At 47.2% G+C, this 22084-nt stretch carries 21 protein-coding genes and 1 riboswitch; of the genes, 1 reads left to right on the top strand and 20 read right to left on the bottom strand.

The window, feature by feature from the left end; translation table 11 throughout:
- Position 1: 1 nt before the first annotated feature.
- The 9 genes from rph to V1498_RS05400 all read right to left on the bottom strand — a co-directional run bounded on the left by rph (position 2) and on the right by V1498_RS05400 (position 8026).
- Entirely contained in the window at positions 2 to 745 is a 744-nt protein-coding gene (gene rph, locus V1498_RS05440; RefSeq protein WP_409297346.1) for a ribonuclease PH, read from the bottom strand.
- Between the two features lie 109 nt (positions 746 to 854).
- Positions 855 to 1907 carry a GerMN domain-containing protein gene (locus V1498_RS05435; RefSeq protein ID WP_409297345.1) on the bottom strand — a complete coding sequence of 351 codons (1053 nt, stop codon included), beginning with the start codon at positions 1905 to 1907 and terminating at the stop codon, positions 855 to 857.
- A 156-nt stretch (positions 1908 to 2063) separates the two neighbouring features.
- Positions 2064 to 2864, bottom strand: coding sequence for a glutamate racemase (gene racE, locus V1498_RS05430; RefSeq protein ID WP_409297343.1), 801 nt, complete (start codon positions 2862 to 2864; stop codon positions 2064 to 2066).
- Between the two features lie 10 nt (positions 2865 to 2874).
- Positions 2875 to 3327, bottom strand: a complete 453-nt coding sequence (locus tag V1498_RS05425) for a MarR family winged helix-turn-helix transcriptional regulator (RefSeq protein WP_409297342.1) — start codon at positions 3325 to 3327, stop codon at positions 2875 to 2877.
- 226 nt (positions 3328 to 3553) lie between these two features.
- Positions 3554 to 3778 carry a helix-turn-helix domain-containing protein gene (locus tag V1498_RS05420; RefSeq protein WP_026693730.1) on the bottom strand — a complete coding sequence of 75 codons (225 nt, stop codon included), beginning with the start codon at positions 3776 to 3778 and terminating at the stop codon, positions 3554 to 3556.
- 180 nt (positions 3779 to 3958) lie between these two features.
- Positions 3959 to 4423, bottom strand: a complete 465-nt coding sequence (locus V1498_RS05415; protein WP_409297340.1) for an acyl-CoA thioesterase — start codon at positions 4421 to 4423, stop codon at positions 3959 to 3961.
- A 400-nt stretch (positions 4424 to 4823) separates the two neighbouring features.
- Positions 4824 to 5582 (bottom strand): succinate dehydrogenase iron-sulfur subunit, encoded by a 759-nt coding sequence (gene sdhB, locus V1498_RS05410; RefSeq protein ID WP_409297338.1) that lies wholly within the window; start codon positions 5580 to 5582, stop codon positions 4824 to 4826.
- Between the two features lie 3 nt (positions 5583 to 5585).
- A complete protein-coding gene (gene sdhA, locus V1498_RS05405; protein ID WP_409297337.1) occupies positions 5586 to 7343 on the bottom strand; it encodes a succinate dehydrogenase flavoprotein subunit in 1758 nt (585 codons plus the stop codon).
- A 74-nt stretch (positions 7344 to 7417) separates the two neighbouring features.
- The gene (locus V1498_RS05400; protein ID WP_409297335.1) at positions 7418 to 8026 is read right to left on the bottom strand and encodes a succinate dehydrogenase cytochrome b558 subunit; all 609 of its coding nucleotides are present in this window, start codon (positions 8024 to 8026) and stop codon (positions 7418 to 7420) included.
- A gap of 361 nt (positions 8027 to 8387) precedes the next feature.
- On the opposite strand from V1498_RS05400, the gene V1498_RS05395 reads away from it, so the two are divergent.
- The gene (locus tag V1498_RS05395) at positions 8388 to 8891 is read left to right on the top strand and encodes a YslB family protein (protein ID WP_409297333.1); all 504 of its coding nucleotides are present in this window, start codon (positions 8388 to 8390) and stop codon (positions 8889 to 8891) included.
- Between the two features lie 84 nt (positions 8892 to 8975).
- Here the strand turns inward: V1498_RS05395 and V1498_RS05390 are convergent, their stop codons facing one another.
- The 11 genes from V1498_RS05390 to V1498_RS05340 all read right to left on the bottom strand — a co-directional run bounded on the left by V1498_RS05390 (position 8976) and on the right by V1498_RS05340 (position 22064).
- Positions 8976 to 9134 (bottom strand): hypothetical protein, encoded by a 159-nt coding sequence (locus tag V1498_RS05390; RefSeq protein ID WP_409297331.1) that lies wholly within the window; start codon positions 9132 to 9134, stop codon positions 8976 to 8978.
- Positions 9135 to 9175: 41 nt separating this feature from the next.
- Positions 9176 to 10408: an aspartate kinase gene (locus V1498_RS05385; RefSeq protein ID WP_409297329.1), complete on the bottom strand. Its 1233-nt coding sequence runs from the start codon at positions 10406 to 10408 to the stop codon at positions 9176 to 9178.
- A 132-nt stretch (positions 10409 to 10540) separates the two neighbouring features.
- Positions 10541 to 10716: riboswitch (Lysine riboswitch) on the bottom strand.
- 64 nt (positions 10717 to 10780) lie between these two features.
- Positions 10781 to 12553 carry an excinuclease ABC subunit UvrC gene (gene uvrC / locus V1498_RS05380; protein ID WP_409299160.1) on the bottom strand — a complete coding sequence of 591 codons (1773 nt, stop codon included), beginning with the start codon at positions 12551 to 12553 and terminating at the stop codon, positions 10781 to 10783.
- A 176-nt stretch (positions 12554 to 12729) separates the two neighbouring features.
- Positions 12730 to 13044, bottom strand: coding sequence for a thioredoxin (trxA, locus tag V1498_RS05375; protein ID WP_409297328.1), 315 nt, complete (start codon positions 13042 to 13044; stop codon positions 12730 to 12732).
- Between the two features lie 488 nt (positions 13045 to 13532).
- The gene (locus tag V1498_RS05370; RefSeq protein WP_409297327.1) at positions 13533 to 14513 is read right to left on the bottom strand and encodes an electron transfer flavoprotein subunit alpha/FixB family protein; all 981 of its coding nucleotides are present in this window, start codon (positions 14511 to 14513) and stop codon (positions 13533 to 13535) included.
- Positions 14514 to 14858: 345 nt separating this feature from the next.
- Positions 14859 to 15632: an electron transfer flavoprotein subunit beta/FixA family protein gene (locus tag V1498_RS05365; protein WP_409297325.1), complete on the bottom strand. Its 774-nt coding sequence runs from the start codon at positions 15630 to 15632 to the stop codon at positions 14859 to 14861.
- 57 nt (positions 15633 to 15689) lie between these two features.
- Positions 15690 to 16463, bottom strand: a complete 774-nt coding sequence (locus tag V1498_RS05360) for an enoyl-CoA hydratase (RefSeq protein WP_409297324.1) — start codon at positions 16461 to 16463, stop codon at positions 15690 to 15692.
- 89 nt (positions 16464 to 16552) lie between these two features.
- The gene (locus V1498_RS05355; protein ID WP_409297323.1) at positions 16553 to 17155 is read right to left on the bottom strand and encodes a TetR/AcrR family transcriptional regulator; all 603 of its coding nucleotides are present in this window, start codon (positions 17153 to 17155) and stop codon (positions 16553 to 16555) included.
- Between the two features lie 149 nt (positions 17156 to 17304).
- Entirely contained in the window at positions 17305 to 19008 is a 1704-nt protein-coding gene (locus V1498_RS05350) for an AMP-binding protein (RefSeq protein ID WP_409297321.1), read from the bottom strand.
- 277 nt (positions 19009 to 19285) lie between these two features.
- Positions 19286 to 19693: a DUF350 domain-containing protein gene (locus tag V1498_RS05345; protein WP_409297320.1), complete on the bottom strand. Its 408-nt coding sequence runs from the start codon at positions 19691 to 19693 to the stop codon at positions 19286 to 19288.
- A 16-nt stretch (positions 19694 to 19709) separates the two neighbouring features.
- The gene (locus tag V1498_RS05340) at positions 19710 to 22064 is read right to left on the bottom strand and encodes an endonuclease MutS2 (RefSeq protein WP_409297318.1); all 2355 of its coding nucleotides are present in this window, start codon (positions 22062 to 22064) and stop codon (positions 19710 to 19712) included.
- Between the last annotated feature and the right edge of the window lie 20 nt (positions 22065 to 22084).

Here is a 22084-nt window from a genome sequence, read left to right as displayed (position 1 = left end):
CTCACCCTTTACCTATTTTACCGGCGATTTCTCCGAGGGCTTCCTTCTGGATCTGGATAAGCTGCTGAATGCCTTCGCTTGAGACAGAAAGGATTTCCTGCAGCTGGCTGTATGTGAAGGTAGCCTCTTCACCGGTTCCCTGTAATTCGACAAACTCTCCGCTTCCGGTCATGATGACATTCATATCGACAGAAGCCTGTGAGTCTTCTTTATAATTCAAGTCTAACACAACATTTCCATCGCCGATAATGCCGGCACTTGTTGCGGCCAGGAAGTCTTTGACCGGGAATTTGGCAAGCTTTTTTTCCTGCTGGACTTTGTGGATGGCTATCGCCATGGCCGTGAATGCACCGGTGATGGAAGCTGTTCTTGTTCCGCCATCCGCCTGGATGACATCACAGTCTATCCATATGGTGCGCTCGCCGAGGTCCTCGAGCTTGACGACGGCGCGCAGGGCCCTGCCGATCAGCCTCTGGATTTCCATGGTCCGGCCGGTGACCTTCCCTTTTGAAGATTCTCTGATTGTCCTCTGTTCGGTTGCCCGCGGAAGCATGGAATATTCAGCGTTAATCCAGCCCTTTCCCTGGTTCCGCAAGAATGGCGGGACCCGCTCCTCCACGGTTGCAGAGCAGATTACCTTAGTCCCGCCCACCTCGATCAGGACGGAGCCTTCAGGGTGGATGATATAATTCAATTCCATATGTACGGGGCGTAATTCATTATTCCGCCTTCCATCTATTCTCAAAATGATGATACCTCCTGGTTTTATGGCAGATGCTGTTCAATAAAATGAAGAGGCGGAACATGCCCGCCTCCTGGTTTCTTTCCCTATTTAGTATATCAAAAAAACCATTTTAAAAACTGCCCGTATTGACTTTTTCCGGCCTTGTTACCGGGGCGGTGATTTCTTTTCCTCCCTCAGTTGTCAGCTTTTCCTTGCCATCTACCATGATTTGCACGCTTTTGATGTCCTTCTGCTCGGTCAAGGAAAGGACGAGAGAATCAAGGAGGTAGCTTGAGACCTGATTATCCTTCTTGCTGCTCAGGACCGCTTTATTGAAATTCAAAGTGACTTTTCCATCTTCAACTTTCGGGGCTTCCAGCAGGGCGATTTCAGGGTCAAAGTCAGTCAGGAGCTTGGATGTGAAGGCAGGACCTTTGACCAGCTCATTGACAGCAGCCGTGACCGCATCCCTGCTTGCTCCCGAAATGCGTTTTGTCACAGGTACATAGTAATAATCCTCTTTTTCTCCGCCCAGATAATAGACTGTAACAGGCTTGGAATTGAAGATATCAGTAACACCTGTGGTATCGATATTGATGCCGGCAGACCGGGTAAGATATTTGGAGACAGGGGTGTGGTTGACTGGCATTTCAGTAAGCTCTTTGCCATTCAGCTTGAGGGAAACCTTCTTGATAGAATCGAATTGCGTCAGTGTCCATGTGATGGACTGAAGGATTCTGTTTTCGTCAGCTGCCTTATATTCCTTGAATTCCTTTGAAAAGTCGACCGTGGCCACTCCATCCTTCACATCCAGGTCTATCTTGGTATCGGCCGGGAGGACTGCCCTGAACCCGTTGGGCAGCAGCTCCTGGACAGGTCCATCAGCCACCAGGTATTCAAGGGCCTGTTTGGCTACACCTTCGGAAGCAGGGAGAACCAGGGTCTGGGGAACTACATAACCATTTTTATCGAACAGATACAGCTCCGTCTTCATATCTGCCTTTGCTTCTTTAGCTTCTTTAGACTTGTCTTTTTCTTTTAATTCCGAAGCATCTTTCAAGTAAGTCAAATCCTGCGGTTCGTCGATTTTCTTATCTTCCCCGCCGAACAGCCCGCAGCCTGAGAGCATGACAGTAGAAGCAAGAACCGTATATGCAATTGCCGTTTTTGTTTTCCTGGACATTTTTATCCCTCCAAAGACAGTTTGTACTACAATTTATACGAGCCCCGGATAAAAAATAGACCCCCGCCATAAAAAAATATTGGACAGACTGCAGGAAAGTCCGGAAAACAAAAAAAGCCTGTCCCTTAAAGCATGACGTGCATGCCAGGGAAAGGCCTAATACTCTAGTTTTACCGTTTCTACATGTTCAACTTCCCGCTCCAGCCACTCTGAGGCTATGTCCTGGAAAATATCCTTGGATCCTGTTGTATAAAATTCGTAAAGCGGCGGTTCGGTGCTTTTATTCATCTGGCCATTAAAGTGAAGGATAACACTTGCTTCGCTCGCTGTCTCTTCGCCGGAAGAAATCACCTCGACGCCTTTTCCCATATAGCTGCTGATGACCGGCCCAAGGAGCGGATAATGGGTACACCCAAGGATAAGGGTGTCCAGCTTCTTTGACTTTAGCGGCCGCAGCGTTTCCGCGACTACCTTTTTAGCGATCGGGCTCTTGAAGGCGCCGCTCTCCACGATGGATACAAATTTGGGACAAGCCAGGCTCTCCACCCGAGTGAGTGGATTAATATTTTTTAATGCCGTTTCATATGCCCCGCTCTTGACAGTCCCGACTGTCCCAAGCACACCGATATGGAGATTCCGGGTCAGTTTAAGGGCTGCCCTCGCCCCAGGGTAAATGACACCCAGTACTGGGATGGAAAGCTCATTCCTGATTTCATCCAGCACAGCTGCGGTTGCAGTATTGCAGGCAATGATCAGCATCTTGATATTACGTTTGAGCAGAAATCTCGTCATCTGCCATGTGAATAATTTCACTTCTTCCATCGGCCGCGGTCCGTATGGACAGCGGGCCGTGTCACCCAGATAGATTATATTTTCATGCGGCAGCTGTCTCATTACCTCCCGGGCAACGGTCAAACCGCCGAGACCGGAATCGATGACTCCAATTGCTTGTTTCAATGCACTCGCCTCATTCATGCTTCATTTCTTGGTGTAATTTGCTTAAGCTTGTTTTTAAAAGCTCAACTTCTTGTCCGGTAAACTTCTCAAATATATTCTGCAGATATTGCTGGCGCTTGATGATCACTTCATCGATGATTTTCTTGCCTTCTTCAAGGAGATGAATCCTGACCACCCTGCGGTCATTCGTATCCTTGACCCGCATGACCAGCCGGCTTTTTTCCATCCTGTCAACCAGGTCAGTCGTTGTGCTGCAGGCAAGGAATAACTTATTTGAGAGATCTCCTATAGTCATGTCTCCTTCTTCAAGCAGCCATTGAAGCGCATAGAACTGCGGAAGAGTGATGGGATAATGACTTAGAATATCTCTGCCCTTCTGCTTGATAATAGCCGAGATATACCTTAGATCTTTTTCTATATCAACAACCAATGCCGGATTGGCTTCTTTTTCAACCTTCATCATCTACAGCTCCATCCTGGGACCTTAAAATTATTGTATCTGCTATTCCATTATTGTGAATCAAAAAGGTCTAAATTTCAAGGCATTTAAACGGATTTGCGTTTTCAAAAAAATAAGCAGGAAAGCCTGGACCGCCAGGAGCTTTTCCTGCGGCACTTGCTTCACTGCTTTTTCTAACTATATCAATAAGTGACAAGCCAAGAGGCAGACAGCCAGATGGGATGTATAGCTACAGCTTTAATTCACCCATACGCAAGAGCTCAACTACAGCTTGAGACCGCCCCTTGACGCCAAGCTTCTGCATTGCGTTTGAAATATGGTTTCTTACCGTTTTCTCACTGATGAATAACTCACCTGCGATCTCTTTCGTCGTTTTATCCTGCACTAACAACTCGAATACTTCTCTTTCTCGTTTGGTGAGCAATGGCTTATGAGTATATTCGTTCTCCTTCAAGTATGGTAACCCTCCTTGCCTTTACCAGCTATCACCTAGGAATGGGTATATATTTAGTCAAGATATCTTATGTACCGAGTATATAGGAAGTGACTGGATATAGGGAAGAAGCCATTAAAAAAGATGAATTAATCTAATCTATGAAGGCTGGATGAACATTAACCCGAAAAAGTGCGGGAATTACTTTAAGCTGAACACTTCCTCACGAAGCTTCTGCCTGTCCTCTTCTGTCCAGGGAAACGGCTTTCCCGTCTGCCGGGATACCTGCACGACAGCCCCCCGTCCGGTGAATACGGTGGTGCCATCTTCCCGTGCACCCCGGTAATGGATGTCCACAGAAGCATTTCCGACTGAATGTGCTTTTACCTGGATGCTGAGTTTTTCCCCGAAATAAGCCTGTGTGAGGAAGTCGCATTGCAGGTCGGCGACTACCGGAATCAGGCCGAATTCTGGATCAAGCCATTTATCCATAAAGCCGGCCGCCTTGAGATATTCAATCCGCGCTTCTTCAAAATATGTAAATGGAACGGTATTATTCAGATGGCCGAACATATCGGTTTCAGAAAATCGGATGGAAACATCATGCGAAAAATGAAAAGAACGGCTCCATTCCTCCAAGTTATCAATATACGTCATACGGGGCATCTTTTCTTCCTCCTAAAAATGAATGGATATTCATTCATTTTACAGGACGAAACAAGATTTTAGAAGCAGAATGATCAATATTTTTATAAGCTGTTTTCGCGTACATGGCAGCTGTTAAACAAGAAAGTGGATTCCCGCTGCAGGCAGCGCTTTCCGCAGATCAAGCGGTCTTCTTCCCATATACTGTTTGACTTATGACTTGAAGGTCGAAAGTCACGGGAGCCGGATCAGGAGTCTCGCGCCTGAAGCAAAAGTCTACTTTGCAAAATAATTAAATCTCCTCACAGAACTCATCAGAAAAGAGCAATCTTTTAGAAACAGAGCCTTTTTATGACAGTCCCGGCACCCCCCCCCCGATAAAAAAAGCCCCCTCGCGGCTAAGCGGGGGACCTTCTGTTTCTTACTGGTCGCTTCCGAAGAAATTGCGGAAGGACTGGATAGTTGTATCTCTGTTAAGCGCTGCGATGGAGGTTGTAAGCGGGATACCCTTAGGGCAGGATTCCACACAGTTCTGTGACATCCCGCAGCTTGCGAGTCCGCCGTCTCCCATGATGGCATTCAGGCGCTCTGGCGCGTTCATTTCGCCAGTCGGATGCGCATTGAAAAGTCTAACCTGTGACAATGGTGCAGGACCGATATAATCGGAATTGCTGTTCACATTCGGACACGCTTCCAGGCAGACGCCGCATGTCATGCACTTCGAGAGCTCATATGCCCATTGGCGCTTTCTTTCCGGCATGCGCGGTCCTGGTCCTAGATCGTAAGTTCCATCGATTGGGATCCATGCTTTTACTTTTTTCAATGAATCAAACATCCTGCTTCTGTCCACCTGAAGGTCGCGGACAACCGGGAATGTCCTCATCGGCTCAAGGCGGATCGGCTGTTCCAGCTGGTCGACAAGCGCCGTACAGGACTGGCGGGGCTTCCCGTTAATGATCATGGAGCAGGCTCCGCACACTTCCTCGAGACAGTTCATATCCCAGGTGATCGGCGTCGTTTTTTCTCCCTTTACATTAACCGGATTCCTCCGGATTTCCATTAAAGCAGAAATGACGTTCATATTCGGACGATAAGGAAGTTCGAATTCCTCCTGATAAGGGGCTGATTCAGTTTGATCCTGGCGGGTTATTATAAAACGGACTGTTTTGTTCTCAGCCATGCCTTAACTCTCCTTTTTCTTTGAATAGTCTCTTTTCCTTGGCTTAATGAGCGACACATCGATGTCTTCATAATAAAGTTCAGGAGCAGAGCTGGAATCTGTAAATTTGGCCATGGTCGTTTTCATGAATTCTTCATCATTTCGTTCTGGGAAATCAGGCTTGAAGTGGGCTCCGCGGCTTTCGTTACGGTTGTAGGCACCGAGCGTGATGACCCTTGCGAGCTGAAGCATGTTTTGCAGCTGGCGGGTGAAGGATGCACCCTGGTTGCTCCATCTTGCTGTATCGTTGATATTGATATTTTTATAGCGTTCCAGAAGCTCCTGGATTTTAGCGTCTGTTTCAAGGAGCTTGTCATTATAGCGTACTACCGTTACATTGTCAGTCATCCACTCGCCGAGTTCCTTGTGGATCACATATGCATTTTCCGTTCCATTCATAGACATGATTGAACTCCATTTTTCTTCTTCCTGTTTGACATGGCTGTCAAATACAGTTGCAGAGATATCATCAGAGCCCTTTGCAAGTCCTTTCACATACTTCAATGCATTAGGTCCTGCGACCATGCCTCCATAGATGGCAGACAGAAGGGAGTTTGCACCAAGCCTGTTGGCACCGTGCTGTGAATAATCACATTCTCCGGCAGCAAACAGTCCAGGGATGTTTGTCATTTGATCATAATCGACCCATAGTCCGCCCATTGAATAGTGGACAGCCGGGAAGATTTTCATAGGCACTTTCCTTGGATCTTCTCCCATGAATTTTTCATAGATTTCGATAATGCCGCCAAGCTTGATATCAAGCTCTTTTGCATCTTTATGGGAAAGATCAAGATATACCATGTTTTCGCCATTAACACCGAGCTTCTGATTCACGCAGACATCGAAGATCTCACGCGTTGCGATATCACGCGGAACCAGGTTTCCATAGGCAGGATATTTTTCCTCAAGGAAATACCATGGCTTGCCGTCTTTATATGTCCATACCCGTCCGCCTTCTCCACGGGCAGATTCACTCATCAAGCGGAGCTTATCGTCGCCTGGGAGGGCTGTAGGGTGTATCTGGATGAATTCTCCATTAGAATAGATTGCTCCCTGCTGGTATACGATGGAAGCAGCTGATCCTGTGTTGATGATGGAGTTAGTGGATTTTCCAAAGATGATTCCAGGTCCCCCGGTTGCCATGATGACGGCATCCGCAGAGAATGACCTGATTTCCATCGTCTTAAGGTCCTGGCCGGTGATGCCGCGGCAGACGCCTTCGTCATCGATCACAGCACCAAGGAATTCCCAGCCCTCGTATTTTGTGACGAGGCCGGCCACTTCATAGCGGCGCACCTGCTCATCAAGAGCATAAAGCAGCTGCTGTCCTGTCGTGGCGCCGGCAAAGGCTGTACGGTGATGCTGCGTCCCGCCGAAGCGGCGGAAGTCAAGCAGTCCTTCCGGAGTTCGGTTGAACATGACACCCATTCGGTCGAACATATGGATGATGGATGGAGCAGCTTCACACATCGCTTTTACCGGAGGCTGGTTTGCAAGGAAGTCTCCTCCATAGATGGTATCATCGAAGTGAATATAAGGAGAATCTCCTTCCCCTTTTGTATTAACTGCCCCGTTTATGCCGCCCTGGGCACAAACTGAGTGGGAACGCTTAACCGGAACCACTGAAAAGAGTTCTGCTTTATAGCCTTGTTCAGCAATTTTTATAGTAGCCATTAAGCCGGCAAGACCGCCGCCGACTACAATGATTTTTCCATTACTCAAGTCTGTCACTCCTTTTCAATTTCAAAGCATGATGATGCTTTGAATAACCCTGTCCTTATCAATCTGTAATTCTATTAAATGAACGCAAGAATCGCACTGATTCCTACATAAGAAAGGGCCACAAAAATCACCATAGTCACATAGGTTGTGATTCTCTGAGCACGAGGTGAGATGGTTAATCCCCATGTTACTAGGAATGTCCAAAGTCCATTTGCAAAGTGGAATGTCGTGGAGACAATTCCCACCATATAGAAAGCAACCATAAATGGATTGTCAAGAATATTGGTCATCATCTCGAAGTTTACTTCGACACCTCTAGCTGCAGCAATACGAGTTTCCCAGATATGCCATGTTACGAAGATCAATGTCACGATGCCTGTGAAGCGCTGAAGCATGAACATCCAATTGCGGAAATAGCTGTAACGGCCAACATTGTTTTTAGCAGTAAATGCTATATAAATTCCATAAATTGCATGGTAAGCTAGAGGAAGGAATATGATGAACACTTCCAGGAAAATCCTGAATGGAAGGCCTCCCATAAAATTTGCCGCTTTGTTAAATGATTCAACCCCATTTGTTGCGTAGTGGTTTACCACTAAGTGCTGAATGATAAAGATACCAAGCGGAATGACCCCTAGTAACGAATGCAGCCTTCGATTGGCAAACTCCCGATTTCCTGCCATAAACTTGTTATACCCCCTTGAGATTTGGCTGAACTTTGCGCAAAAAGTAAAATATATCCTGATATTTAGGCAGGATATCTGCTACAAAATGACAAAAAAGTGGATTTTGCAACATGCTCTTAACAATGTTCATTTTACTCCTCACAAGAAAAGGCGTCAAGAAAACGGATACACAAAAAACTTGCCAAATATAAAAATTTTTTATAAAATTTATAATTTTTTATCTTCTATTCTATAATTCACCTAACATACTGACCGGTTAGGAACTATTTTGGCATAATGAAATCTGCCAGTATCGCATTTTAGTTCTTTGTACGCATGAATTTTTGTTTATAATAGATGTAAGAAAGAGGGGAGAATTTTGGGTAAAGAAGCCGTGAATGAAACAACATTAGAAAAAACCTCAGAACTGAGCCTGAATGAAAAACAAAGAGAAAAAAACGCTGACGGTCCGGCAGCTCATGATATTCCGGCGTTCGGCTATGATTTGATCAGAGAATTCCTGCTGAATGAACTTCTTGGAAAAGAGGCGTCCCAGCTTCTTTATTGGGGCGGCAAGCAGCTGGCGAGAAAATTCCCGCTGCAGGGCGTTGATGAAATCATCGAGTTTTTCCACAGTGCAGGATGGGGGACACTCACCCAGACCAAATTATCTAAAGACGAGTCCCTGTTCGAACTGTCCGGCAGTCATGTCGAAAGGCGGCTGTCCATTAATGTAAAATGCCATTTCCAATTGGAGGCAGGATTCCTCGCTGAACAGTTTGAAATTCAGCGGAAAGTCTCGACCGAAGCCATAGAAGAACCCAAGAAGCGCGGCGCGAAAGTGTCTTTCATCGTGAAGTGGGATACTAAGGACGGCATTTAATGAAATAATGGGACTGCCTTATAAGTTCCAGCCACAAAGCCTGGGGAAAATGTTGATTTTTCCCGGGCTTTGCTATGCCGCTTATCAAAATCCCTTTCTGGCTGCTGCCGGCAGGGTTGGTGCAAGCATATAGAGCATGGAGCCGACAGCTTCGTTTCCAATTCCGAATGGGAGCGCCTTCTCCTCCAGCAATTTCAGGCGGTAAAATGCGGCTGCCAGGGACACGAGGTATAAAAAGGGCATAAAAAAAGAGGATGTCCCACAAAAAGGACATCCTCTTTCCTTTACTTAGTTTCAATGGCCAGCGCCTCTGAAAGATTGAAAGCTTTATGAAGCGAAGAGACTGCAGGCAGCATTTTGTCCTGTGCCACCACAGCCGATACCTTTATTTCTGAGGTACTTACCATCTTGATCGCGATTTCCTCCTGTGCGAGGACTTCAAACATCTCGGCTGCCACACCCGGATTTGAGACCATGCCGGATCCGACGATAGAGACCTTGGAAAGGCCGCGTTCTGTCTCGATGCGGTCAAACGCAATTGCTTCTTTGTGGCTGTTCAGCACATCCAGAACTTCTTTTACATCTTCGGTTTTAACCGAGAAGGACAGTCCGGTCTCACTTCCTTCGGTAACGCTCTGGATGATAATATCCACATTGATATGGTTCTTTGCAAGAGCGGTGAAGATGGATGAAATCCCTTTTCCGCCTGGAGATAGTCCCAGAACAGATATTCTGGTGATGTTATCCTCGAATGCAATTCCTCTGACAATCAAACTCTGTTCCATTGATGCTTCCTCCTCAATGATTGTTCCCGGCTCGCGTTCCATGCTTGAACGCACTTCAAGCGGCATATTATAATTCTTGGCAAATTCGACTGCACGCGGGTGAAGCACCCCGGCACCGAGATTCGCAAGCTCCAGCATTTCATCATAGGAAACCGATAACAGCTTCCTTGCGCCTTCCACATAGCGCGGATCTGTTGTATAGACACCGGTGACATCGGTATAAATATCACATTTATCAGCTTTCAGCGCAGCTGCCAGGGCTACGGCTGTCGTGTCCGAGCCCCCCCGGCCAAGGGTGGTGATTTCGCCGGCTGCTATTCCCTGAAAGCCGGCAACAATCACAATTTTCCCTTCCTTCAAGGAATTTTCAATCCGGCCTGCCCCGACTTCGGTAATGCGGGCATTGCCGTGAACAGCTTCCGTCTGGATTCCCGCCTGCCATCCAGTATAAGACACAGCCTCATGTCCCCGTTCATTCAGCTCCATGGAAAGAAGGGAAATGGTGACCTGTTCACCTGTAGTCAGGAGCATGTCCATCTCTCTTTTATTAGGAAAAGGAGAAATCTCCCTGGCCATTCCGACAAGAGTGTCCGTCGTCTTCCCCATTGCCGAGACAACCACCACAACTTCATTGCCTTGCTTCACCTCTTCGAGCACCCGGTCTGCTGCATTCTTGATCCTTTCCACGCTTCCTACTGACGTGCCGCCAAACTTTTGAACAATTCTCCCCAATGCTGCTGCCTCCCTCGCTTGTATCGAATGTTTTTAAATAGTAACTGCCAACTTTTTGCTCCAACATCAAAAAAGGCAATGAGAATTATCTCATTGCCTGTGAATGACGTACTAAAAGCTAATACGTTTACACAGTGAGATAGCTCTCCAAGAACGAATCTTGACAATCCTGCATTTATTCAATGCAGAACCAGCATGGCAAGCTTTGAGCCTTGCAATGCTTCGGCGATTTCCCCTTTCAGGACTTTTCATGGAAGCTCAACCTTCTCAAAGTCCTTACTAATGAATCTCGCACCTCTATCATCACTTTAACATCGTAAAGTAATTGGAATGTATGGTTGATTATAGCACAGCTGTTTCGTGCCAACAACTCTAGTCCTTCAATTTTCTAAAAATTTCTTCAGCGGTCGTCTTCGGGATGCCTAACTGGATGAAGTCCTCAAGCGCCGCTTCTTTCATCTTCTTTACAGAGCCAAAATGCTTAAGCAGCAGCTTCTTCCGCTTTTCCCCGACGCCTGATATATCATCCAGCAGGGATTGGAATACATTCTTTCCGCGCAGCTGCCTGTGGAAAGTAATCGCGAATCGGTGGACTTCGTCCTGTATCCGCTGCAGAAGATAAAACTCCTGGCTGTTTTTCTCAAGAGGGACAATCTCAAGCGGGCTTCCAATCATAAGCTGCGAAGTCCTGTGCTTCTCATCCTTCACAAGACCGGCAAGTGGAATCTCAAGGCCCAGCTCATTCTCGAGCACATCCCTTACTCCTTCGACATGCCCTTTGCCTCCGTCAATGATAATTAAATCCGGCAGCGGCAGGTTTTCCTTCAGCACTCTTGAATACCGTCTCCTGACTACTTCTCTCATGGATTCGTAATCATCCGGCCCTTGTACGGATTTTATTTTATATTTCCTATATTCCTTCTTTTCTGCCTTTCCATCGATAAAGACTACCAGTGCAGAAACCGGGTTCGTCCCCTGGATATTGGAGTTATCGAACGCTTCAATCCGATGCGGTGTATAAATGCCCAGCTGTGTTCCCAGATTCTCGACCGCCTTGATGGTCCGCTCTTCATCCTTTTCGACCAAAGCGAATTTTTCTGACAGGGCAATCCTGGCGTTTTTATTGGCGAGCTTAAGCAGATCCTTCTTTGTCCCGCGTTTCGGCTGAAGGATCTTGACCTCAAGCAGCTCGCCTGCCATTTCGGCATCTATCGATTCGGGAAGCAGGATCTCCTTCGGCTTAAAGTGATTCACCTTCGAATAAAACTGTCCAAGATAGGTCAGGAATTCTTCTTCAGGTTCATTGTAGAGCGGAAACATGGATACCTCGCGTTCGATCAGTTTCCCCTGCCTGACAAAAAAGACCTGTACACACATCCAGCCTTTGTCATAGGCAAAACCAAAAATATCACGGTCCGTGAAATCCGTCAGAGTCATCTTCTGCTTTTCCATTGTTGTTTCAATATGGGCAATTTTATCCCTGAGTTCCTTGGCGCGCTCAAAATCCAGTTCTGCAGCTGCAGCATGCATTTTTTCTGTCAGATCGCTTTTGATTTCCTTAAAGCCGCCGTTTAGGAACTTAGTGATCTCCTCGGTGATATTCTTATATTCCTGTTCCTTAATATCATTCACGCACGGTGCTAGACACTGGCCTAGATGGTAGTACAAACAAACCCGATCAGGCAGGGTGGTGCATTTCCTGAGCGGATATAGACGGTCAAGCAGCTTTTTTGTTTCATTCGCCGCAAACGCATTGGGATAAGGACCGAAATACTTCCCTTTATCCTTTTTGACATTCCTTGTGGTGATCAGGCGTGGATGACGTTCTGCCGTCAGCTTGATGAAAGGATAGCTTTTATCATCCTTAAGCATGACATTATATTTCGGGTCGTATTTTTTGATTAAATTCAGTTCGAGGATCAGGGCTTCCATATCGGAAGAAGTCACAATATATTCGAAGTCCTCGATTTCCTGGACCAGCCTCAGGGTTTTCCCGTCATGTGATCCTGTAAAATAGGACCTGACCCGGTTCTTAAGCACCTTAGCTTTTCCTACATAAATTATCGTGCCCTGCCGGTCCTTCATGAGGTAACAGCCCGGCTGATCAGGCAGCAGTGCCAGTTTATGCTGTATGGTTTGATTCATTGGTTCACCCCGCTCCCTTTCAATAACTGATTCCATATAAAAACCCGCCGCTCCCGGCGGGAATTTCTTCACAAAAACAGAATATCCGTTCTTATATAGTATAAAAAAAATCCCTTCTGCTGGTCAACTGGCTAGAACTGCTAACCTTGCCATTAAGAAGGGATTTGCTTTTGGAATTAAGCGTGTTTGTTGATAAGGTCAGCTAAAGCTTCTTTTGGCTGGAACCCAACCACTTTATCAACAGCTTCTCCATTTTTGAACAGGATCAGGGTTGGAATGCTCATCACTCCGTATTTTCCTGCTGTTTCCTGGTTTTCGTCTACATCTAATTTAACGACCTTTACTTTATCGCCTAATTCAGCATCCAATTCCTCAAGAACCGGAGCAATCATTTTGCAGGGTCCGCACCAAGGTGCCCAGAAATCAGCAAGAACCAGACCTTGGCCTGTTTCATCTGTAAAGTTTTGATCGGTTGCTTTTACAATCGCCATGTGAAATCCTCCTAGAAATTGACTAATGAATTACTACAATCAGTATATCACTATTCCGCATATGGGCGTTAATAATATGTTTCAACCCTAATTTACCCTCATGCTTTCATCTTATGCGAAGGCTGTTTTCGCATATATTGTGGTTGTTGAATTAAAAAAGTGGATTTCCGCTGCGCATACTAGGGAAGTGCTCTTTCTTTCCCTGGCTGGCTGGCTTGGCTTATGACTCGAGGGTCGATAGCCTTGAAGCTAAATCAGGAGTCTCGCACCTGAAGCGTAAGACCACTTGCTTAACAATTAAATCTCCTTACAGAATTCATCCAAAAGCACCAATCTTTTAGAAAAAAGCCTTTGCGAAAGAGCGGACAATCGTTTCCGCCGCTATCCCTGGTGATGTGTGCCTTTTATTTTTTTCCCGGACATTCTTATTTTGAAACATGTAACAATAAAGGAGGCGGCCATACGTCCCGGCCGCCCCTTCTATCTGATTAGTTTGCTCCAACCTTCAACTTCTTGAACTCTTCGGTTAATAATGGGACAACCTCGAATAAATCACCCACGATGCCATAATCGGCCACCTTGAAGATATTGGCCTCTGGATCTTTATTGATGGCGACAATCACCTTGGAGTTGGACATACCAGCCAGATGCTGGATCGCCCCGGAAATTCCGCATGCGATATATAAATCGGGCGTAACTACCTTTCCAGTCTGCCCGATTTGAAGAGAATAGTCGCAGTAATCCGCATCACAGGCTCCGCGTGAAGCTCCGACCGCGCCGCCAAGCACATCCGCCAGCTCCTTAAGCGGTTCAAATCCATCTTCGCTCTTTACACCGCGTCCTCCGGCAATGATGACTTTGGCCTCCGAAAGATCGACACCTTCGCTTGCCTTCCGCACGACATCCTTGATGATTGTACGAAGGTCTTTAATATCCACAGAAAGAGAAGAAATATCGCCGGATCGGCTGCTGTCCTTCTCGAGCGGCTCAATATTATTCGGGCGGATGGTCGCAAGGATCAGTCCACCTGTGATGACCTTCTTCTCAAAAGCTTTACCAGAGTAGATCGGACGGGTAAATACGAGGTTTCCTCCAGCATCTTCAAGGGAAGTCACATCAGATACAAGCCCTGAATCCAGTTTACCGGCAATCCGCGGGGCAAGGTCTTTCCCAAGCGCTGTATGCCCCATTACGATTCCTTCAGCACCTTCAGATTCAACTGCGGCCAGAAGGGCCTGTGAATAACCGTCGGAAGTATACTGGGCGAGACTTTCATGTGTTACAGTGACGACCCGGTCGGCACCATAATGAATCATTTCTTCTCCGAGGCCGTTCACATCGCTGCCGGCGACAACACCGACAACCTCTCCGCCTTCAGATATGGTCTTCGCTGCTGCTATTGCTTCAAATGATACATTACGCAATGAACCATCACGGATTTCTCCTAATACAAGAACTTTTCTAGCCATCTATATTCCCTCCTGAACTTTGTTTGTTAAAGGCTGTTTTCGCATATGTTCCTGCTTTTGATCAAGAAAGTTGATTTCCGCTGCAGGCGCTCCACCTGCGCGGGACGGGCGGGTGAGCGTGTGCTGCGACAGAAGCTTAGTCGCACTTATGCGAAAGCCAAGCATAGGGCAAGCACCGTGGGAAGCGTTCTTCTTCCCATGGACTGATTAACTTATACTTGCAGGTCGAAAGTCTCGCACCCAGAGCTGGAGTCTCGCACCTAAAGCGGAAGTCACTTTGTTAAATTAATTAAATCTCCTAGCAGAACTCATTAGAAAACAACAATCTTTTAAAAAATAGCCTTATTAAATGACTTTTGCTTCGCTTCTCAGCAGGCCGACAAGCTCCTGTACCTGATCAGGAAGATCTCCCTGCAGCACCCTGCCTGCTTCCTTTTTTGGAGGAAGGAAGATCTCGATGGTTTTCGTTTTGGCCTCCACATCGTCTTCTTCAAGGTCCAGGTCATCAAGTTCAAGCTCCTCAAGGGGCTTCTTCTTGGCCTTCATGATTCCAGGCAGTGATGGATATCGGGGTTCGTTCAAGCCCTGCTGTGCGGTAACAAGGATTGGCAGCTGAGCCTCAATGGTTTCTGAATCTCCTTCCACATCCCGGATAACGCTTACATTTTGTCCTTCAATCACTAGTTTGGTGATGGTTGTGATATATGGCATATCAAGCAGCTCGGCTACCCTTGGTCCAACCTGGCCTGATCCGCCGTCTATCGCCACATTGCCGCCAATGATCAAATCTGCGTTTTTGTCTTTAAGGTACTCTGAAAGGATCTTGGCTGTTGTATATTGATCGCCATTTTCTACATCGTCCTCGATGTTGATCAGCACAGCTTTGTCAGCACCCATCGCAAGCGCGGTTCTCAGCTGTTTTTCAGCCTCTTCGCCGCCGACTGTCACGACAGTCACCTCTCCGCCATGGGCATCCCTTGCCTGAATAGCTTCCTCTACGGCATACTCATCATATGGATTGATGATGAACTCGGCGCCATCCTCGTTAATACGGCCATTTGACAGGGTAATCTTTTCCTCGGTGTCAAACGTTCTTTTCAGCAAAACATAAATATTCATGAATAGCCCTCCATTTTGTCCATTATTTCAAAGATTATGAATTTTCATCACATAAAATTATCTGCCTTTAAAAACCGGCTCTCTTTTCTCGATGAAAGCAGTGATGCCTTCCTTGGCATCCTCGCTGACAAAGACTGTCCCGAATGATTCCGCTTCCTTTTCTACTCCTTTGTAGTAATTCTCATGCTTGGAATAGTTTAATAGGCTGATAGCAGTCTTAAGGGCAACAGGACTCTTCTTCGCAATTTTCTGCACCAGCTCTTCTGCTTTCTGAAACAATTCATCTTCCGGATAGGCATGATTTGCGAGTCCCTGGGACGCTGCTTCAGTTCCGGTAATCGGTTCTGAGGTGAACAGCATCTCTGCTGCCTTTGCAGCACCGACATATCGCGGAAGCCGCTGTGAGCCGGCAAATCCAGGCACCAATCCCAGCTGCAGCTCCGGAAGTCCGAGCTTGGCGTTTTCACTCACCAGCCTGATGTGGCATGACATGGCAAGCTCCAGCCCGCCGCCGAGTGCCGCACCGTGTATGGCTGCAATCACGGGCTTCGGAAATTGTTCAATCCTCTCAAACAGCTCCTGCCCTTTTGCGGCAAGCCTTGAAAATTCCTCACCGCTCTCAATGCCGGTAAATTCTTTAATGTCGGCACCTGCTGAAAAAAATCTTCCCTCACCCTTCAATAGGAGGGCCCTTGTCCCGGCATCCTGCTGCAGGACATCCAATAACTCAGAAAGCTCCTGGATGACATGGGAGGAAAGTGCATTTGCCGGAGGTTTGTTAATGGTAATCACAGCAACATTCTCTTTGACTGAATAGCTTAAAAACTCCATAAAGCCGCCTCCACTTATGTATTTCTCGAACACAGCGCCCCGGGGCCTTTCTTCCAGAATGTCCCCAGGGAAACCATGTTTCTCCCTCATTATACCTTCTTTTCAGCCATTTGGCTTCCGCATGCCCTTGCCATCATTTCATGGATGGATCCTGCGAGCTGCGGCAGATTGTACTTCTGCTCATTCATGACCCAGGTGGTCACTGTTTCATCGATGGTGCCGAATATCATCTGGCGGGCAAGCTTCCTGTCCAAACTTCTTGAAAACTCCCCGGCTTCAATGCCTTCTTCAATGATTTTTTCCATCAGCTCAAGATACCCTTTCAGGACATCATTTATTTTCAGGCGGAGTTCTTTATTGGACTGCCTGAGTTCAAGCTGAGTGACAATGGCCAGATTCCTGTCTTCGGACAGCTGTCTGAAATGCTGCTGAATCAGAACAAGTAATTTATCTGCAGCATGATCGACATTCTTTATCTCCTGCTCGATCGTTTCGACAAAGACTCCCATTTTCTCCTGGAATAACGAGATCAGGATATCTTCTTTATTTTTAAAATATAGATAGATGGTGCCATCAGCGACTCCAGCCTGTTTGGCTATCTTGGATACCTGGGCCTGGTGGTATCCGTTCTCTGCGATGACCACCACCGCTGCATCTATTATCTGCTTATGTTTTGGCCGATTACTTTTCACGAGTGGTCCCCTTTCAAGAAAATGAATGAATCATCATTCATAACTCAATAATAAAATGAATCGTTTTTCCTGTCAAGGGATATTCCGTAAGAAAAGCTTGTCCCATGTTTGTCTAAAAAGAGCCGTAAGGCTCGGGCGAGAGGCGGTAGTCATGCGTTCTTTTCGTCTTCGAGTCTTTGTTTTTCTTCCTCGACAAGAGCGCGCCTCAGAATCTTCCCTACTGCTGTCTTAGGCAGCTCTGATCTGAATTCATAAATTCTCGGAACCTTATAGGCGGCCAGGCTTTTACGGACAAAGATGTTGATTTCCTCTTCTGTTACACTGCTCCCCTCCTTCAGCACGATATAAGCTTTTACCGTTTCTCCCCGGTATGGGTCGGGCACGCCGGCAACCACTGCTTCCTGGACAGCTTCATGTTCATATAGTACTTCTTCAATTTCACGCGGATATATGTTGAATCCGCCGGCTATGATCATATCCTTTTTGCGGTCTACTATAAAGAAATACCCCTTATCGTCATAATAGCCCATATCTCCTGTCAGCAGCCAGCCATCTTTAAAGGATTGTTCGGTTTCCTCCGGCCTGTTCCAATAGCCCTTCATGACCTGCGGGCCTTTAATTGCCAGTTCGCCGATCTCACCTGGCCCAAGCGGCTCTCCTGTTTCCATGGATAAGACCGCTGCCTCGGTATCCGGCCATGGCACCCCGATGCTTCCCCTGACACGTGGACGGTCCCACAGGAAATTGGCATGTGTGACGGGGGATGTTTCTGTAAGTCCATAGCCTTCCACAAGCTTGCCTCCGGTCAGTGCTTCGAATTTATCCTGCACTTCAACCGGCAGTGGAGCCGAGCCGCTGATACAGGCGGTGATGGATGAAAGATCATACCTTGCCAGATCGGGATGATTCAGCAGGGCGATATACATGGTGGGAGCTCCGGGAAACAGAGTTGGTTTTTGTTTCTGAATCGTCTTCAGGGTCGTTAAGGCATCAAATTTGGGCAGCAGCGTCATCTTATGGCCTTCCATGACGGAAAAGATCATCACCGTCGTCATTCCGAATACGTGGAAGAATGGCAGGATTCCCAGGATATTATGGCCCTTTTCCTTCCCCTTGTAGAGCCAGGCGGCACACATCCGGGTATTGGCCATCAAATTCCGGTGAGTCAGCATCACTCCCTTTGGAAATCCCGTGGTTCCCCCTGTATACTGCAGGAGCGCCAAATCTTCGTCAGGGTCAATCTCTATCTGGATTTCCACGTGAGCCGCGGGGCGCTTCATGATTTCGGCAAAAAGATGATGATTTCCTTCATGTTCAACCTTCACCGTCACTCCATACTGTTTTTTCTGGATGAAGGGATATAGGAGATTCTTTGGAAACGGCAGATAATCTTTTATTCCTGTGACAATAATATGCCTGAGCCCGGTTTTCGGCATAACCTTGGCCGCCCTGGGGAACAGGATATCAAGCGTTATGATGACCTTCGCTTCACTGTCCTTCATTTGGTATTCAAGCTCCCGCTCCATGTAAAGCGGATTGGTCTGCACCACCACCGCACCTGCAAGCAGTGACCCAAAAAAGGCAATGACCGCCTGCGGGGTGTTTGGAAGCATGATGGCCACCCGGTCACCCTTTTCAATCCCAAGGCTGGCAAGATACCCGGCAAATTTCTGTGCCGATTCATACAATTCCTGATACCTCAGCTCTTTGCCCATAAAATGAATGGCCTTTCTATCAGGGTATTTTCCTGCTGCATGCTTCAGGCAGTCCTGCAGCGGCTGCTGGTCGTATTCCAGGCTCCCCGGTATTTCCGTCGGATATGTCTCAAGCCAAATTTTATCCTGACTAGTCAAATGTTCCCCTCCCCCTTCGTGCAATTCTTTAAATTTTCTAACTTTTTCTTTTAAATTATATTATACAAAATTGTTTCTTAGCAATTATTTGAGGAATTTTACCTATAAACATAAATGCTCCCCATAAGGGCATCCTCTTTCCCAAGGAAGGATGCTCTTATGGGGAGCTTGTTTCTTCATTTAGCGAAAAACAGCATATAGCCGATTCCGATCAGCATGAATGCGCCGCATAGAACCAGCAGCACCTTAGCCAGCTTTTCCAAACCTGACCTCTCCTTTAAGATATGCCGGCACCGATGACATAGGATAATCCCACTGATATGATCATGGCAATCAATCCCACTGCCCGGTTGTCCCTGGCTATCTCTTCATCTATGTTAAAGCTCGGTGTCAAAAATTCAAATGTGAAATAACCGACCAGCAGCAGAAGGAAACCGAAGACCCCCCAGCCGATCATCGTAATAAGAGAATCATTCTGTAAGATGGAATGGCGGAATATATTCGCAATCCCAAATATCTTGCCGCCTGTGGCGAGTGCGACTGACAGATTGCCATTTTTTATTTCTTCCCAATTCCGGTACCTCGTCACTAATTCGAAGACTGCCAGAAAAACGATGCAGCATAGTACGACCACACTGTAATATGCAGTTAAATACACAAACTGATTACCCCATATTTTATCCATGTCTTTTTACTCCCGATTATTTGAACTCTACAACTGTCACACCGCTGCCGCCTTCACCTGCTTCACCGAACCTTATACTTTTTACAGAGCGGTGATTCTTGAGATATTCCTGGACTCCTGTCCTGAGTGCCCCGGTTCCTTTTCCGTGGATGATCGAGACCCGCGGATAACCGGCAAGAAGGGCATCATCAATATACTTTTCCACTCGCATGAGCGCATTCTCATAACGCTCACCGCGGAGGTCGAGCTCCAGGCTGACATGATAATCTTTGCCCCTTACGGTCGCAAGCGGCTTTGTCTGCACCTGTTTCGGTGTGCCGATGAATTCAAGATTTGATTCCGCAACCTTCATCTTCATGATGCCGATCTGGACCATCCATTCTTTCGCGGAAACCTTTTCCACCAGATGGCCTTTCTGGTCAAAGCTGAGCACTTTCACTTCATCTCCAGGCTGCATTTCTTTTTTCTTCGGTGCAGCGGCCGTTTTTCTCGTTTTCTTAATTTCGGGTGCAGCATCGTTAAGCCGCCTTCGGGCATCGATCAATTCGTGCTCCTTGACCTCTGCATTCTTTTCGAGCCTCAGGCGTCTTAGATCACTTAAGATGCCCTCCGCCTCTTCCTTGGCCTTCTCGACGACAGCCGCAGCTTCCAGGCGGGCCTTTTCAGCCAGTTCATCCTTTCGGCCATAATAGTCAGCCATCTGTTTCTGGAGATCTTTATGGATTTTCTCTGAATCCCTGAGGAATTCATTGGCTTCTTCCCTGTCTATCTCCGCATTCCTGCGGCTTTCCTCAAGGGAAGCAATCATATTTTCGACCTTATTTGTCTCAGTGCCTATATATCCCTTCGCTTCCTTTATTACAGATTCATCCAGTCCAAGGCGCCTGGAAATCTCAAAGGCATTGCTTCGTCCAGGTATCCCGATCTGGAGCCTGTATGTCGGGCTCAAGGTCTCTACATTAAATTCGACGCTTGCATTCACAACCCCTGTCCGGTTGTAGCCATATGCCTTAAGCTCCGGATAGTGAGTCGTTGCGATTACCCTTGCTCCCCGGTCATATACCGTGTCAAGAATTGAGATGGCAAGTGCCGCCCCTTCCTGGGGATCGGTGCCTGCCCCGAGTTCATCGAATAAAACCAGGCTCCGGTCATTCACTTTTTTTAGAATGTCCACGATATTGACCATATGGGAGGAGAACGTACTCAAACTCTGCTCAATGCTCTGTTCATCGCCGATGTCGGCAAATACATCCTCGAAGACCGCCGCTTCCGAACCATCCAGCACGGGAATCTGCAGCCCGGCCTGTACCATGAGGGTACATAAGCCGATTGTTTTCAGTGTAACGGTTTTGCCGCCTGTGTTCGGGCCGGTGATGACGATCGAAGTATAATCTTCACCAAGGATGATGTCATTCGGCACCACTTCCTCTGCAGGAATCAGCGGATGACGCGCCTTGAACAGCTTTACTCTGCCTTCTTTATTCAGTGCCGGCTTGGAAGCCTTAACCGCGCTGCTGTAGCGTGCTTTTGCAAACATAAAGTCCAGTGTCGCGAGCACCTCTACCTTATGGAGCAGCTCTTCCGTGAATTCCCCCGTAAGCGCTGAAAGCTCAATCAATATCCTCTCGATCTCCTGCTGTTCTTTTACTCTTATCTCCTGGAGGGCATTGTTAAGATCGACCACAGCCTGCGGTTCAATAAAGAGCGTCTGACCGGACGATGACTGGTCATGGATAATCCCGCCATATACGGTCCTGTATTCCTGCTTGACAGGGATAACAAACCGGTCATTACGGATTGTGATGATGGCGTCGGAGAGCATCTTTTGAGCGCTTTGGGACCGGATCATGCTTTCGAGCTTTTCCCTTACTCTTCCTTCGTTTGTCCTTTTTTGCGTGCGCAGTGATTTCAGCCTGTCACTTGCAGAATCCAGCACCTCTCCGCTGTCGCCTATGGCATTGGTAATCGGCCGCTCAAGCTCGGGAAGCGGATGTATGGCTTCCATATAGCCGGCTGTAAGCGGGAGCTCTGTACCGCTTTCGATCATATCTTCGATAAAACTTTTTAAGATCCTGCCTGCCCGGATGGTGCTGGCTATCTCATTAAGCTCCATTGGACTCAGCATTCCGCCGATCTGCGCCCGTCTCGCATGCGGTTTAATATTGAAGATCCCGCCAAGGGGCACATTTCCCCGCAGGCGGATGATTTTGGCAGCCTCATCTGTTTCCTCATGAAGCCTGACTATTTCTTCAAAGTCAGAAATAGGCAGGAGTCTCTCTGCTTTTTCCTTTCCCAGCGAGGAAGAGGCATAAGCAGAAAGCTGTTCAATAATTTTGTGAAACTCCAGGGTTTTTAACGCTTTTTGATGCATGGAGTTTAAGCCCTCCTTCA

It is taken from the genome of Paraperibacillus marinus, assembly GCF_046237605.1.
Classification (GTDB): domain Bacteria; phylum Bacillota; class Bacilli; order Bacillales; family DSM-1321; genus Paraperibacillus; species Paraperibacillus marinus.
This window is presented reverse-complemented; position numbering and strand designations above follow the sequence as displayed.

Excerpts from the sequence above, each read along its gene's own strand:
- V1498_RS05435 (WP_409297345.1), bottom strand. The coding sequence starts at position 1,907 with ATGTCCAGGAAAACAAAAACGGCAATTGCATATACGGTTCTTGCTTCT.
- V1498_RS05425 (WP_409297342.1), bottom strand. The coding sequence starts at position 3,327 with ATGATGAAGGTTGAAAAAGAAGCCAATCCGGCATTGGTTGTTGATATA.
- V1498_RS05415 (WP_409297340.1), bottom strand. The coding sequence starts at position 4,423 with ATGCCCCGTATGACGTATATTGATAACTTGGAGGAATGGAGCCGTTCT.
- sdhB (WP_409297338.1), bottom strand. The coding sequence starts at position 5,582 with ATGGCTGAGAACAAAACAGTCCGTTTTATAATAACCCGCCAGGATCAA.
- V1498_RS05400 (WP_409297335.1), bottom strand. The coding sequence starts at position 8,026 with ATGGCAGGAAATCGGGAGTTTGCCAATCGAAGGCTGCATTCGTTACTA.
- V1498_RS05390 (WP_409297331.1), bottom strand. The coding sequence starts at position 9,134 with ATGCCCTTTTTATACCTCGTGTCCCTGGCAGCCGCATTTTACCGCCTG.
- uvrC (WP_409299160.1), bottom strand. The coding sequence starts at position 12,553 with ATGAATCAAACCATACAGCATAAACTGGCACTGCTGCCTGATCAGCCG.
- trxA (WP_409297328.1), bottom strand. The coding sequence starts at position 13,044 with ATGGCGATTGTAAAAGCAACCGATCAAAACTTTACAGATGAAACAGGC.
- V1498_RS05370 (WP_409297327.1), bottom strand. The coding sequence starts at position 14,513 with ATGGCTAGAAAAGTTCTTGTATTAGGAGAAATCCGTGATGGTTCATTG.
- V1498_RS05365 (WP_409297325.1), bottom strand. The coding sequence starts at position 15,632 with ATGAATATTTATGTTTTGCTGAAAAGAACGTTTGACACCGAGGAAAAG.
- V1498_RS05360 (WP_409297324.1), bottom strand. The coding sequence starts at position 16,463 with ATGGAGTTTTTAAGCTATTCAGTCAAAGAGAATGTTGCTGTGATTACC.
- V1498_RS05345 (WP_409297320.1), bottom strand. The coding sequence starts at position 19,693 with ATGGATAAAATATGGGGTAATCAGTTTGTGTATTTAACTGCATATTAC.
- V1498_RS05340 (WP_409297318.1), bottom strand. The coding sequence starts at position 22,064 with ATGCATCAAAAAGCGTTAAAAACCCTGGAGTTTCACAAAATTATTGAA.